The organism is Spirosoma pollinicola (assembly GCF_002831565.1).
GTDB lineage: Bacteria > Bacteroidota > Bacteroidia > Cytophagales > Spirosomataceae > Spirosoma > Spirosoma pollinicola.
In genome coordinates this window covers 8,683,450-8,695,784 of sequence record NZ_CP025096.1, presented here as the reverse complement: position 1 = coordinate 8,695,784, position 12,335 = coordinate 8,683,450, and the positions used below count along the sequence as shown (strand labels likewise).

Genomic DNA, 12,335 nt, shown 5'->3' with positions numbered 1-12,335 from the left:
GCCGTTTCTCACCTTAAAAGACGACCAACGGGAGGTTTTTAAGGTGAGAAACATGGCTGGCTACTCAGGTAAGGGAAATGATGTTAAAATCGAATTGACGCGGTAGTTTACAATGTAACTCATGAGACTTTTTCGCTTGCGTCCGGCGAGGTCAGAAATATGAAAATTTTTATCCTTCCCCTGTTGTTTGATCAAAGTAGGGTATAATAATAGCTTAAGAAGCGACTGCCTGTAACTATCTGATTATCAATAGGGTTCAGTTTACACTTTGGAAACCGAAAGTTTACACTCTGGAAACTTTCGGTTTACGTTTTTTGCCATATTTATAAACTATAAGTTTGGAAAAAACATTTCTTTAGTTTACAATTGCACACAGTTTTATAAACCATTGTTTTATGAATAGTGGCAATAGTTATTAAGAAGCTAGCTAGCTAGATCACTCACAGATGTTGATGTACGTTCTGAATTACTTGTACTTAACGATGTCGAAGTACTTACCGAACCAGATGTGCTCGTAGAAGCACTTTGTGATATTGATTCACTTGATGCAGTTGATGCTGATTTGCTATCACTCGTTGAATCACTAAACGACGTTGATATGCTCATTGAATCGGATTGACTTGCACTCATTGAACCAGACGTACTTTGCGATTCCGAAGTACGTACTGAAGCACTTGTCGACGTTGATGTACTTGTTGAACCTGATTGACTAGTACTTAGTGATAATGACTTACTATCAGAATCAGATGTACTTTGTGAATCACTTAATGATTCTGATGTACTACCTGACTGAGACGTGCTCATTGAACTACTTACAGACATTGATTTACTGTCTGATGCAGATAATGACCCACTTGTACTGATAGAGTCACTTACTATCTCTGAAGTACTCATCGAGTCTGATGTACTTGTTGAGACACTTTGTGATGCTGCTATGCTTAGTGATCCAGAAACAGAACCACTTGTGCTCGTCGAATCGCTCAATGATTCTGATGTACTCATCGATTTTGAATCACTTGTACTTAATGATATTGATGTACTTTGTGAATCTGATTTGCTTGTTGACGCACTTTGAGAGTTGGCTATGCTATTTGAAATACTGATAGAGTCCGAGGTGCTAGCTGACTCGCTCAATGATGTTGATGTACTAATTGCATTCGATGTACTGTCACTTAATGATGCTGATGTACTAGACGACCCTGATATACTCGTTGATAAGCTTTGTGACTCTAGCTAGCTAGTTTAGAGTTGCTGCATATCAATAAGCGGAGGAAAAGAAACCAACAGGGATTCCCCTAGTAACGGCGAGTGAAGCGGGAACAGCTCAAATTTGAAATCTCACTGTTTTGCAGTGCGAATTGTAGTTTAGAGAAGCGTTTTCTGAGGCAGCCTCGGTACAAGTTCTATGGAACGAGACATCATAGAGGGTGAAAATCCCGTCTTTGATCGAGTGTCTGTCTCTCTGTGATACGTTTTCCAAGAGTCGGTTTGTTTGGGAATGCAGACCAAAATGGGTGGTAAATACCATCTAAAGCTAAATATTGGCGAGAGACCGATAGCGAACAAGTACCGTGAGGGAAAGATGAAAAGAACTTTGAAAAGAGAGTTAAACAGTACGTGAAATTGCTAAAAGGGAAAAGGTCTGTTGACGAGTGCTTCAGCATATCAATAAGCGCAGGTTTGCATTCACTCCTGCGGAGACCTCGGTGATGGTGCTGCCGATAACTGCCGTCACTCCTGGCCCTCCTTCAGATGTGAAATTGCTGAAAGGGAAATGAAGCACTCAGCTAGCTAGCTAGCTCGACTCAAGGCTTGCTGATGAAGGCTGTTGGTCAAGTTCAGAATGGGTTTTCTGCCTTGCCCTTTTTGGCGCATGAGCCCGACCAAACCCAGTTCTTGCCAGGCAGAAAGCCACTTGCCAACCGAATGCTGGGAGACTTCGGTGTGGCCTGCTACCTCTTTGGCCGAGAAGCCTTTATGACTCCAAAGTAATGCTTGACAAGCCCGTCTAAACTCGTACTTAGGGTGGTTTTTGATGGCTTCCTGTAAAGTAAGTTTCTCGGTGTCAGACAAGGAGATGCAGCGTTTTGGTCGGCTTAAGTAAAGCGTACGACGAAGGGTTCGAAGATGGTCAACGGAATCAGGTTGTGAGTGAACGCCAGGAGCACCGTGAAAACTACAAACACTTCACCTTCGGTATTTATGGTCAACATTTAGCCGGACAAGTCACTTCCACAAAAATGATTCCGTATTTACCGACCGAAATACATTTCAATACCCGAAGGTGCGATTGAGACTTGAGAATTCCCTTAATTGGCGTATCATGCCCGATAATTTCAATACCCGAAGGTGCCATGCGCCAAAAAGGGCAAGGCAGAAAACCCATTCTGAACTTGACCAACAGCCTTCATCAGCAAGCCTTGAGTCGAGCCGTTACGGCTCATTATCAGGATGCCGAGCGGATTAAAGCCGATCTACAAACGGCTTTAGGCCTAGCTAGCTAGACAGGCCAACTGGGAAGAGCAGGACATGTACCTATTCTTTTTGCCGACTTACAGTCCGCACCTGAATCCGATCGAAATTCTGTGGCGGTTCCTAAAGTATCGGTGGTTGCAGAAGCTCCATTACAGTTCATGGAGTCGTCTGAAAAAGGCCGTTTTTGCTATCATTCGTTTATTTGGTCAAGAATATCGGATCTGTTTTGACGGGTTAGTGAATCGAAATAAAGTGAAGGGTAGTAACCTCAATCAGATCGCTCACAAAGCCCATGCCGACGGTATCCGTAGTATTGCCCTGGAAGCCCACCGACTGCTTCAGCAATTGAGTCAGTTATTAGATAAACCGGCTGATGTATGAGTGTGGTGGTCTACTTGAAAAAATAAAATGGCAAAAAAATCAAAATTTACTTTTAATAGGACTAAAATATTATTTAGATTAGTCAATAATCAAAATGCTATTTGGATTATGAAGTCAACTTATCGAAAAGTCAACGAACACGGTCTAGTCTAAACAAGGTGAATCCGATTCACTAACCCGTCAAAACAGATCCGATATTCTTGACCAAATAAACGAATGATAGCAAAAACGGCCTTTTTCAGACGACTCCATGAACTGTAATGGAGCTTCTGCAACCACCGATACTTTAGGAACCGCCACAGAACTAGCTAGCTAGACCTTTACACATCAATTGCATATTTCCCGGGACATTACCATTACAGTGTTCTTGCCATACCAAAACATCACTACCTTTTGATGGCAAATTATATAACACTGAAAATGGTAGGGCTAGTGAGTTAATAACGAAATGATGTTCCGTAATTTCAAGTTGCTTGATAAAAAATAATACGAATGCGAGCTTTGAAGGGAAAAAGTAAGACTTCCCTTGCCAATCCAATATGACATCAGATGTTACAAAATTTTCATAAATCACTTCTTTACCTTCTGCTGTCATATATTTCTTCAAGATCGCTTTACGATTTAAATCGTAAACAGTTTGTGCAAATTTAATACCATTCTTAGAATAATAATCGACAAATCGGACACGTTGTTGGTCATCAAACCATTCGACACGACTAACAATTCTAGGGCGCTCTCCACTTTGATAAAATATTTTGCCTCGTAGACGTCCCATATCATTAATTGTAGCCGAATTGTTGTTACCTTTAATTTCCCAAAAAGCTGGTACAGTAACCTGATTAAAAAATCGTGGTTTCATATTTTCTGTATTATGATTATCTGCAAAAAATTGATACGGTGATATAACATCGTCCGGTAAAAAGCCATTGTCATTGAGTACAATTGTTAAATCTTCTTCCAACTTACTGGCTTTAAAAGACTCATATAACTTTCGTGAATGATCGTTAAAGTAATCAAATAATTTAATCATGTAGCACCTCTTGAACTAATGTTTCCCATTTTAAAATAATATCTTGAGTCATAACTAGCTAGCTAGAATACAGCCTGTTACTTTCTGAGTGGAGTTAGCGGTCTTTTGATCGAAAGGGAGATCCGTTCGAATGGTTACACTAAATCGGTCAATGGAGCAGGTTTGATTTTCAGGTGTGTGAATTTCAGTAATCTCTCCAGTGCCAAACCAAGGAGAATTATCTCGGGAAGCGGTCAGTGTATAGGGCTTGGCGCAACTCATGCAAATCAAAAATAAGCTAGGTATCCATCTGACGAGAGTCATCTAATTTACATTTTGTCGTATTGTATAATTAAACGATATGATAACCTAGAAGCCATTCTCGATAGATCAGCGTGGCCAGCGAGGTGGCCATGAAACACAGAATGAAGAATTTGCTGGTGTTGTTGGCAATGATGGTCAGGCGGGTAAAAATCCGGTCTTCGGTTTTGGCTACCACCGCTTTCCATTCAGGATCACTACCGAAAGCTTTCCAGGATGCATCGCGCGCTTCGCGGCTTGGGTAGGCCAGAATATAGATCAGTTCTTTAATGGCTTCTAGGTTATCATATCGTTTAATTATACAATACGACAAAATGTAAATTAGATGACTCTCGTCAGATGGATACCTAGCTTATTTTTGATTTGCATGAGTTGCGCCAAGCCCTCTAGCTAGCTAGATCAGACTGCTCTGCGCGGGGACATTATGAGCGTTTGCCGAACAGCCATTCCCGTAAGCTGGCCGGTCTTCTTTCAATAGCTTCTCGAATGGATTGGAGTTCGGCGGCTTGACTTTCTCGTAGTTCAGTCTTGATCTTCTCAAACAGATCACTCGCTAAGTCTTCCCCACGAGCTGGGGGCTGATGTTCTTTTTTGAGTACGTTTGCTGCGGCTTCCCGAAGTTCGATATTGAAAAACTGGCCTAACGTTTTGCCACTTCGTTCGGCGGCCTTCTCGATGGTTAGCCTGGTATCGGTTTCAATCCCTCGAATCGTCCATCGAGCAGGCTCCAGGGTGTCACGGGTTGGCCTGCCTGTTTTTAGGGGTGTCGGACTTTCTGGAGTTTTTGTCTGCCCCACTTTTAGGGGGTTTTGGTCAGAATTTGGCTCGTTTATGATCATGTCTGCCTTTTTGTCTGACACATAATTACGCAAACAAGGGGCCTTTTACAACTTGTCGGACATTTACGAGTTTTTGTCTGACTTTACATAATCACACTTATACAACAGGCTTTACAAATTGATAACCCAGTTTTTTGCTTTCACTTGGTCAAGTGTCAATGAATAGACTTTGTCCCACTTCTGGCCCATTCGTATTCCATCCCAGTCATTGTCTAATACTGTTTCAGGCTTAAACACATATACCCATAATTTACCATTGCCAATGTGATTTTCCCACTTACCTACACCCAATTGGGCGGCTATAGTGTCGCCTGGTAATATATAATTTGGGTTGTCTTTCATCAGTCCTATTTGATAACCACGAGTGCTATCTGCTCGATGAATTTCGTGAAATGGATTGTAGTCTCCTGACAATCCATTGATATCATGGTTCTTACCTTCTGTGTTGTAAATGATGAGTACAGGTTTGTCCGATGCATTGATGAGTTTGAGCTTTGTATCAGTGGGTGGGTCACAGGCTAACACACCAAATGAGATACAGAGCAATAATAGAAGGAGCCTCATAGTGTTATTTCAAGTTGAGTAACTAGTTGAGATATAACACCTATATTAGAAAAGTTGATTAACATAAAATCAGTTATAAAACGAGTCTGGGAAATGTGCAAATATCTAACCCTCAGTTAGTTTGTACATTTCCCAGACTCGTTTTATAACTAATTTTATGTTAAGAGATTTCTTTTAGATATTCATACAAATGGTTTCTGTTTGTCTATTCGAAAAATCTAATAACCTACCTGACTGAATACTGATTTAACAGAATTAAAAATAAACTAATTACAAGCACTAAAGCTATGATTTGCAAATTGAATTTGATCTCCATTTGATACGATACCGAAGTTTTAAAAACCAAATAGAGTAAAAAAATACAAGTGAGAACAGGTAAGGTAAAAAGACCCAAACCAACTGAAAGGCTGACTAAACCTTCATCGTTAGGGTTGACAAAATTCATTATCCCTGCCAATACCCGCATCATAACTGGGGCCAATAAAAAAGGATATAAAATGGTGTCACGGCCTCGCTTCATTACATAAAAGAAATATATAGCTTGTAGTAAAGTGAAAACTGGACCAGCTAAAATAATCGGCAGTTGGTTCCCTTCTTGCCCATACGCTTGGTCGATTGTATGAGCTGGATTAAAGTTGATAGTTATTTCTTCTCCCAGATATTTGCCAACCAACCAATGGGCGAATCCGTGTAGAAAAAAAGTAAGGAATACCGCCATAGTTGTTAACAGGAAATATGGCACATGCCAGATAGGCCTAAAAATTGCCCTGGTAGTTGTGAGGTTCATATCAGGAGTTTTGTTGTATAAGTGATGTTATGTAAAGTAGAGCCTCCTGAAAGCCTACCTCAAAAAGGCCGAAAGCCTGCCAGAAGCCTCCAATAAGCCACCCAAAAGCCTATAGTACCCCATTGGAAAGGGGATAAAAATAGTACAAATCACAAAAGGTACTTTGATTAGCAAAATGACTTGTAAACTAGTTTACAAATCCCTGAACGAAAACAGACCCCATTTTCCAATAGCAAGATGTGTTTTTGTCATACAAAAACCTCCCTCCAGTCTTCAGCTAACGGACTTAATTGGCCTTCAAAGTCGGCCAATTTCAATACGAGGGTAAAAAGTGAATCTAGTTTTTATCCCCTTTCCACCTCTTTCTTAGCTGGCCAGTTAGCCCGTACCGGGCTGGATTTTCTTAGGCATAGACCACCCCAACTGTACACAAAAAAGAGCCCGTTTTGAGAGTACTCCTAAATCAAACTCATAAAATGGAAGCGTCAGCCTGTACAGTTGGGGTGGTCCATGCCTAAGAAAATCCCGTGGCCGTAGGACACGAAAAAGCCCCGGATGGCTTCAAGCTATCAATCCGGGGCAAACGTACGGTTGTACGTGGTATGGCGTATCCCTAGCGAGTTGCATCCCTGCATTGCTCGTGTCCGTTTAAGCCAATGTCTTAGCAAGCTCGTTAAAGCTTTCTTGCGGTGTTTTACCTATTTCTAAGGAGTTTTCTTCCTTACTCTCTACTTCATATTGCTCTATGAAGGTTAAACGATCTCCGTTAAAAAAGATAGTAGGGTTAATATAGTACTTGTAAGGGTTTGGCCCTCTTGCTATGAATTTGTTCTCCATAAGCTCAGCAAGAGCCGATAGTATAGTACTTGTACCTTTATATCCTGTAAATGCCTTACACTCGTCAAAATCGACATCAAACGTGTCTTTATTGGGAGTTACTTGATTGGCGACGTAAGCAAACATTTTGATTCCCGCTTTGGAAAGGTCAAACCAATTAGAAAGACCTGACATGAATACCTTCATGAACTTGGCTTTGTCAACTGTCACTTTCCTAGCAAAAAGTGAATGGCCTTTAACCTGACTATCGCTATCAATAATTAAATCTGGATTCTTCTGACCGAAAAGTAATGTCTTCTCCCCTTTTTCGATATGCTGAACAGTATCATCTAAAAAGGGATTCACCTTGTTTAGACCGTGTTCGTTGACTTTTCGATAAGTTGACTTCATAATCCAAATAGCATTTTGATTATTGACTACGCAAATCTAAATAATATTTTAGTCCTATTAAAAGTAAATTTTGATTTTTTTGCCATTTTTTCAAAATCAAACTTCGAGATACTCAAAATCAAACTTCGAGATACTCAAAATGACCCCTACTGATAATCAATTAGTTATGGGTAGGCCCTTCTTAAGTTCTTAAAATACACTCGTGAGCGTAGCGAACTCCGCTTTTTTGCTGATCAGTACCAAGGCTCGTAATTTTGAACTTTGGTCGGGGATTCGGCCAGTATCCGCCAACACTTGAGAGAGTTATAGGCGAGACTTTCCGCATTATGTTGGAGAGTATGAAATAGGGCTCTGTTGCCGAAGGTAGCAGAGCCTTTTCCTTTCCCGACAATCGGAGGGAAAGACAGGCGTTTCAACCCCGACGAAAACCGACCGTAGGAAGGTTTTTTAGGGGTGAAACATGGCTGGCTACTCAATCAGACTGCTCTGCGCGGGGACATTATGAGCGTTTGCCGAACAGCCATTCCCGTAAGCTGGCCGGTCTTCTTTCAATAGCTTCTCGAATGGATTGGAGTTCGGCGGCTTGACTTTCTCGTAGTTCAGTCTTGATCTTCTCAAACAGATCACTCGCTAAGTCTTCCCCACGAGCTGGGGGCTGATGTTCTTTTTTGAGTACGTTTGCTGCGGCTTCCCGAAGTTCGATATTGAAAAACTGGCCTAACGTTTTGCCACTTCGTTCGGCGGCCTTCTCGATGGTTAGCCTGGTATCGGTTCTAGCTAGCTAGCTGTACGTCTATTTGAAAAAGTTGAGAAAAATGTTTGAATCAGCAAACGTTGTGCAATCGAAATTTCCACACCATCAAAACCTGCTTTAATCGCGCGTAATGTAGCATCGCGATACTGCTGAATGATGCTATTGATTTTCTCATGAGACATGGCGATAACAACGTGTTCAATCGGTGAATGCAAAGTCATAGGACTTGGTCCATACACCTTTCCAAAATTTAAAATGGCTTGATTTGAAAAACGACCAGCATGCGCTAGCTGGATAATAGCGAGGCTACCATGTTGTTTCATCGTAGATGCCATGTTAGTTAATCCAGGGATACAAGCATCATGATCAATATTAAAGCCATATTCAAACAGTTTACCATAAGGTTCAATGTAAGCAGCGCCGGTGACTTGCATTCCAGCTGAATTAGAGCGACGTGCAGCATAAGCCAAGTCTGCTTTTGTAATATAGCCTTCTTTTGTTGATGCGTTTACGGTCATTGGTGATAATACAAAGCGATTCGAAATTTTGATGCCATTAGGTAAGTGGATTGATTGTAAAAGTGGTTTGTATCGGTACATACTATGATTCCTTTTCTATTCAATATTGTTTTCAAAGTACCATGGAAAGAATGAATAATCAATGATGAACAGTCTTGATAGAATAGAATTGGTACATGGAAAACATTTTTAAAATTGAACTAATGAATGGCATTTGTAGGTCTGAAAATATGAATATGAAAAAGAAAAATAAAGGCGAAAAGATATAAAAGTTAATTGAAAAACGTTATCATATACGTGGGTATATGAAGAGGGAATGGTATTAAGAACGCTAAAATGTTATGTCGGTTTGACATGACAGGATAAGTTTGGAGATGACGGATTGGTTAAATTAAGCGTATTAGACTATGCCTTAATAGATGAAGGTAAGGATGCACAAAAGGCATTGCAAGATTCAGTGACACTTGCAAAATTAGCAGCTAGCTAGCTAGTACTAACAGTCATGCAATTCTAATTACTAATTTTTGTAATTCCAAATTGTAGTTAGTAATCAAAAACGCATTACTAACATACTGCTATTTGATTACCAACACACTGCTATTTGATTACCAACACACTGCTATTTGATTACTATCCCTATATATATGTATATCAAAAGATTCTCTTGTCTTGTCATTAAGGTTTAGGCGGTCCTCCCTACGGTCGGGATGTATTTAGTGATAGGTTTTTCTAGGCATATCCCACCCCAACTGTACGAGGCTAGCGCCGAAACTTATAGCCCTGATCTTGATTGTTCTTGACTTCGGACTTCTGAGCCTTCTTCTCTTTCTCTTGTTGTGCTTCTTTTATTCCCCTTTGTACGGTTTCATGAACTAGTTCGCTCAGAAATTCACCTTTGATCTGAGCTGTAATCAGGTTTAGCCGCACTTCGGTTTTAGGGTCAGTCAGGTAAAACGTCCCTTTCGCATCTTTCACGATTTTGTACCCTTTCTTCTCAAGCCGGGGGTTTAGATCGTTGCCATCAGTTAAGCGCTCTTTCAAACACTCTAGGATATCCGCTTCCATCTGCGGCAGCACCTTGCTGCGAAGGTGGCCAGCTAGGCCCTCACTCCATTTTGGATTCAGTCGCTTTTCGTCCAGCAGTACGGCTATCTGGTTGATCTTGCTGGTAGTGGTGGCCAATTCTTCCCCTGTTTTCTTGGCTTTCTCGAAATTGGTCTGTTTTAGGCCCTCTGAGGTGGTCAGTCGTTGAGCGAGTACTTTCTCCTGCTCCTTGGCAGTTGCGTTTGCTACGGCCGCTTTTAGGGCCTTCTCAGCGGCTTGTTTGATTTCCTCGAGCCTGCGATTGAGTTCAGCATTGATTTTGGCTTCCTGCTGTTGTTTCCAGCGCTCCAGATTCAACAAATCCAGCGGACCAGGCTTGTCGATGGCTAAGGGTGCATTGATCGTCTGAATGGGCTGTAAATTCTTCTCGATAGTTTGCCGCTCCTGTTGTTGAAGGCCATAAATGTGCTTCATGTCCACATGCTGCGCCCGGCTGCCTTCTATTCCCCTTTCCAACCCAAATGGCTTCATGGCCGCCGCGTAATCAGTCTGGAGCTGGCGTAGGGTTTTAGGCGTGAACAGCTCCTTCGCGCAAAGTCGTTTGTCGGGGGTGATAGGAACAACGATAGCGTGAATGTGGGGCGTTTTCTCGTCCTGGTGCAGAGTAAAAGCGACCAGGTTAGAACCGTATTGCTGTTTCATGAACTCCAGATTCGCCTTCACCCAATCCGATTCCCGATAATCGCCGGTGAACTGGCCAGTTTGGTCACGTTTGAAGGCTTCCGGGCTGGCCGTAAGAATAAATTCCATACCCTTAACGGCATCCTTTCGCACATGGTCAAGGCCGGCATGATGAAGCTTGGCTTCGATGGCCTTGGCTAAATTCTCATAGTTGAGTACATACTCATGGTTTAGATGCCGACGCTCGGCATCGGCATTGGGCACATGGCCCTGACGGTAGTTGTGATCAGACTTGCCGCCTATGCTACCGGCTCCTTTGACCTTGGCGACTCGACAAACAGCTTTCATAGTTGGAAAGGGGATACAGACCCCGTAGGGCGCGCACTTTGGCCTGCCTGACCCGACCGAAGGGAGGGGTCAGGCAGGCCAAAGTATAGTGCGTTATACTTCTGTAAAAGAACCGGGCTGCGAAAAACTACTGATCTGTACCTAATAACTAAGTTTTTGTATTTAATTAACCGCTTAGTAGCTTTACGGGATACTGTATGCAAAATATAAATAGATATGAGCCTCCTTTCAAGACTATTTGGTGAAGAAAACAAAAATATTGTTCCAATAAACTTTACTAAATATCCAGAGATTGGTAGCTTAACATCTTTAGAATTATCTCATTATAACAAGATGATTCAGATGCTAAATAATTCTCTGGATGATTATAAAATTTTTCATAAAACAGAATTTAAAAAGGAACCAAGTAGAGCAAAATTATTAGAAATGACTGCATTTACTTGGGCTCTTACCGAGCCTATATTTCAACAAAATGGTTTGTCTCAAAAAGCAGGATTTAGCTTGTATCATTCTGTTAGAGAAGCTTTTATAAATCTCTCTAAAGAGATTGTTGATGCAGGTAATCAGGACTATGATACTTTTTTTCAGAATAGAGTTGGATTTTATACTGATAGAATAGAAGAACTATTTAAAAAAGGTCGATCTAATTATGGCACTTACGGAAGCCTTAATGATCTAATTACTGTAAGACCCTTACTGTTTATTCCAAACAACGATCCTTTAAAAATATACACTCTTATTGTAGGAGTTGATGTAGTAATGAGATTTACTAAATTTATTACGGATTCTATCATTAAGCAGACTTCTAATGTTAGAAGCGCTTTAGCATGAGAGAGATGTACAGTTGGGGTGGGATATGCCTAAAAAAACCTGTGACGGTACGTCACAATATCATAAGCAACTTATAAAGTTATGGAAGATTTTTTCGGTGCTGTTTTTGGGATAGCTATGGTTGTTGCTCTTGTATGGGGTACTTTTTATTTTGGGGCGAGAGTCTCCAAATTCACAGGGAAAACCTATGTATTTAAGGACGGTAGTAGGATAACCCCTCAGACATACGATAAAATGTCAAAGCAGTTAGATGATAGAGCAAAATCGGTTCAAGATTCTGTTAATAGTTTCACTTCAGCCGCTAAGCGCCAAATAAATAACAATAGTTCTTCTAACAAAAACTTGACTAGTAACAAGTTAAATGATTTGGAGAAACTGTCAAGGTTACTCCAAAGCGGAGTTATATCAAAAGATGAATTTGATAAGATGAAGGCCGACATCTTGAAATAAAAAGCCCTGATCTGGCTTAAAGCTATCAAGATCAGGGCACCGTACGGTTGTACGTGGATTAGCTTATCCCTACTCGGTTGGTCCTCACCAGAGCCGACTTCCGTTT

Annotated in this window: 14 protein-coding genes, 2 pseudogenes and 1 other annotated feature; of the genes and pseudogenes, 6 read left to right on the top strand and 10 right to left on the bottom strand. The window is 41.1% G+C overall.

The annotated features are described in order from the left end of the window. Nucleotides 1–796 precede the first annotated feature (796 nt). Nucleotides 797–1,075, top strand: a complete 279-nt coding sequence (locus tag CWM47_RS39975; protein WP_001802645.1) for a hypothetical protein — start codon at nucleotides 797–799, stop codon at nucleotides 1,073–1,075. A 145-nt stretch (nucleotides 1,076–1,220) separates the two neighbouring features. Next, nucleotides 1,221–1,623: a sequence feature (23S ribosomal RNA rRNA prediction is too short), on the top strand. 168 nt (nucleotides 1,624–1,791) lie between these two features. Here CWM47_RS39975 and CWM47_RS37275 read toward each other — a convergent pair. Next, nucleotides 1,792–2,073, bottom strand: a complete 282-nt coding sequence (locus tag CWM47_RS37275; protein ID WP_100993510.1) for a helix-turn-helix domain-containing protein — start codon at nucleotides 2,071–2,073, stop codon at nucleotides 1,792–1,794. 281 nt (nucleotides 2,074–2,354) lie between these two features. On the opposite strand from CWM47_RS37275, the gene CWM47_RS38675 reads away from it, so the two are divergent. Both CWM47_RS38675 and CWM47_RS40590 read left to right on the top strand, forming a co-directional pair. After that, complete coding sequence (locus tag CWM47_RS38675; protein ID WP_157816215.1) at nucleotides 2,355–2,504, top strand: hypothetical protein; 150 nt, start codon at nucleotides 2,355–2,357, stop codon at nucleotides 2,502–2,504. 34 nt (nucleotides 2,505–2,538) lie between these two features. Then, nucleotides 2,539–2,611, top strand: a pseudogene (locus CWM47_RS40590) (transposase); the annotation flags it as partial. Between the two features lie 549 nt (nucleotides 2,612–3,160). On the opposite strand, the gene gtfB reads toward CWM47_RS40590, so the two are convergent. From gtfB to CWM47_RS37230, 8 genes and pseudogenes are all read right to left on the bottom strand, one after another. Then, nucleotides 3,161–3,886 carry an accessory Sec system glycosylation chaperone GtfB gene (gene gtfB / locus CWM47_RS37260; RefSeq protein ID WP_206170583.1) on the bottom strand — a complete coding sequence of 242 codons (726 nt, stop codon included), beginning with the start codon at nucleotides 3,884–3,886 and terminating at the stop codon, nucleotides 3,161–3,163. A gap of 460 nt (nucleotides 3,887–4,346) precedes the next feature. Next, a pseudogene (locus tag CWM47_RS39020) lies at nucleotides 4,347–4,454 on the bottom strand (NIPSNAP family protein); the annotation flags it as partial. A 154-nt stretch (nucleotides 4,455–4,608) separates the two neighbouring features. Further along, nucleotides 4,609–5,025, bottom strand: coding sequence for a hypothetical protein (locus CWM47_RS37250; protein WP_100993507.1), 417 nt, complete (start codon nucleotides 5,023–5,025; stop codon nucleotides 4,609–4,611). Between the two features lie 111 nt (nucleotides 5,026–5,136). Beyond that, nucleotides 5,137–5,589, bottom strand: coding sequence for a hypothetical protein (locus tag CWM47_RS37245; RefSeq protein WP_100993506.1), 453 nt, complete (start codon nucleotides 5,587–5,589; stop codon nucleotides 5,137–5,139). A 226-nt stretch (nucleotides 5,590–5,815) separates the two neighbouring features. Then, nucleotides 5,816–6,376 carry a hypothetical protein gene (locus CWM47_RS37240; protein WP_157816214.1) on the bottom strand — a complete coding sequence of 187 codons (561 nt, stop codon included), beginning with the start codon at nucleotides 6,374–6,376 and terminating at the stop codon, nucleotides 5,816–5,818. Between the two features lie 648 nt (nucleotides 6,377–7,024). Next, on the bottom strand, nucleotides 7,025–7,603 hold the full coding sequence (locus tag CWM47_RS37235; protein ID WP_100993504.1) for a hypothetical protein: 579 nt from the start codon (nucleotides 7,601–7,603) through the stop codon (nucleotides 7,025–7,027). A 468-nt stretch (nucleotides 7,604–8,071) separates the two neighbouring features. Then, nucleotides 8,072–8,221 carry a hypothetical protein gene (locus tag CWM47_RS38670; protein WP_157816213.1) on the bottom strand — a complete coding sequence of 50 codons (150 nt, stop codon included), beginning with the start codon at nucleotides 8,219–8,221 and terminating at the stop codon, nucleotides 8,072–8,074. Between the two features lie 159 nt (nucleotides 8,222–8,380). Beyond that, complete coding sequence (locus CWM47_RS37230; protein ID WP_206170582.1) at nucleotides 8,381–8,956, bottom strand: oxidoreductase; 576 nt, start codon at nucleotides 8,954–8,956, stop codon at nucleotides 8,381–8,383. Between the two features lie 95 nt (nucleotides 8,957–9,051). Here CWM47_RS37230 and CWM47_RS37225 point away from each other — a divergent pair, with 95 nt between their 5' ends. Further along, nucleotides 9,052–9,144 carry a hypothetical protein gene (locus CWM47_RS37225; protein WP_001802007.1) on the top strand — a complete coding sequence of 31 codons (93 nt, stop codon included), beginning with the start codon at nucleotides 9,052–9,054 and terminating at the stop codon, nucleotides 9,142–9,144. 490 nt (nucleotides 9,145–9,634) lie between these two features. Here CWM47_RS37225 and mobV read toward each other — a convergent pair whose 3' ends face one another. After that, nucleotides 9,635–10,948, bottom strand: coding sequence for a MobV family relaxase (gene mobV, locus CWM47_RS37220; RefSeq protein WP_100993503.1), 1,314 nt, complete (start codon nucleotides 10,946–10,948; stop codon nucleotides 9,635–9,637). 216 nt (nucleotides 10,949–11,164) lie between these two features. On the opposite strand from mobV, the gene CWM47_RS37215 reads away from it, so the two are divergent. Then, the gene (locus tag CWM47_RS37215; protein WP_100993502.1) at nucleotides 11,165–11,779 is read left to right on the top strand and encodes a hypothetical protein; all 615 of its coding nucleotides are present in this window, start codon (nucleotides 11,165–11,167) and stop codon (nucleotides 11,777–11,779) included. An 81-nt stretch (nucleotides 11,780–11,860) separates the two neighbouring features. Further along, nucleotides 11,861–12,229 carry an SHOCT domain-containing protein gene (locus tag CWM47_RS37210; RefSeq protein ID WP_100993501.1) on the top strand — a complete coding sequence of 123 codons (369 nt, stop codon included), beginning with the start codon at nucleotides 11,861–11,863 and terminating at the stop codon, nucleotides 12,227–12,229. Nucleotides 12,230–12,335 lie beyond the last annotated feature (106 nt).

Excerpts from the sequence above, each read along its gene's own strand:
- CWM47_RS37230 (WP_206170582.1), bottom strand. The coding sequence starts at position 8,956 with ATGTACCGATACAAACCACTTTTACAATCAATCCACTTACCTAATGGC.
- CWM47_RS37225 (WP_001802007.1), top strand. The coding sequence starts at position 9,052 with ATGGAAAACATTTTTAAAATTGAACTAATGAATGGCATTTGTAGGTCT.
- CWM47_RS37215 (WP_100993502.1), top strand. The coding sequence starts at position 11,165 with ATGAGCCTCCTTTCAAGACTATTTGGTGAAGAAAACAAAAATATTGTT.
- CWM47_RS37240 (WP_157816214.1), bottom strand. The coding sequence starts at position 6,376 with ATGAACCTCACAACTACCAGGGCAATTTTTAGGCCTATCTGGCATGTG.
- mobV (WP_100993503.1), bottom strand. The coding sequence starts at position 10,948 with ATGAAAGCTGTTTGTCGAGTCGCCAAGGTCAAAGGAGCCGGTAGCATA.
- gtfB (WP_206170583.1), bottom strand. The coding sequence starts at position 3,886 with ATGATTAAATTATTTGATTACTTTAACGATCATTCACGAAAGTTATAT.
- CWM47_RS37245 (WP_100993506.1), bottom strand. The coding sequence starts at position 5,589 with ATGAGGCTCCTTCTATTATTGCTCTGTATCTCATTTGGTGTGTTAGCC.
- CWM47_RS37235 (WP_100993504.1), bottom strand. The coding sequence starts at position 7,603 with ATGAAGTCAACTTATCGAAAAGTCAACGAACACGGTCTAAACAAGGTG.
- CWM47_RS37250 (WP_100993507.1), bottom strand. The coding sequence starts at position 5,025 with ATGATCATAAACGAGCCAAATTCTGACCAAAACCCCCTAAAAGTGGGG.
- CWM47_RS38675 (WP_157816215.1), top strand. The coding sequence starts at position 2,355 with ATGCGCCAAAAAGGGCAAGGCAGAAAACCCATTCTGAACTTGACCAAC.
- CWM47_RS37210 (WP_100993501.1), top strand. The coding sequence starts at position 11,861 with ATGGAAGATTTTTTCGGTGCTGTTTTTGGGATAGCTATGGTTGTTGCT.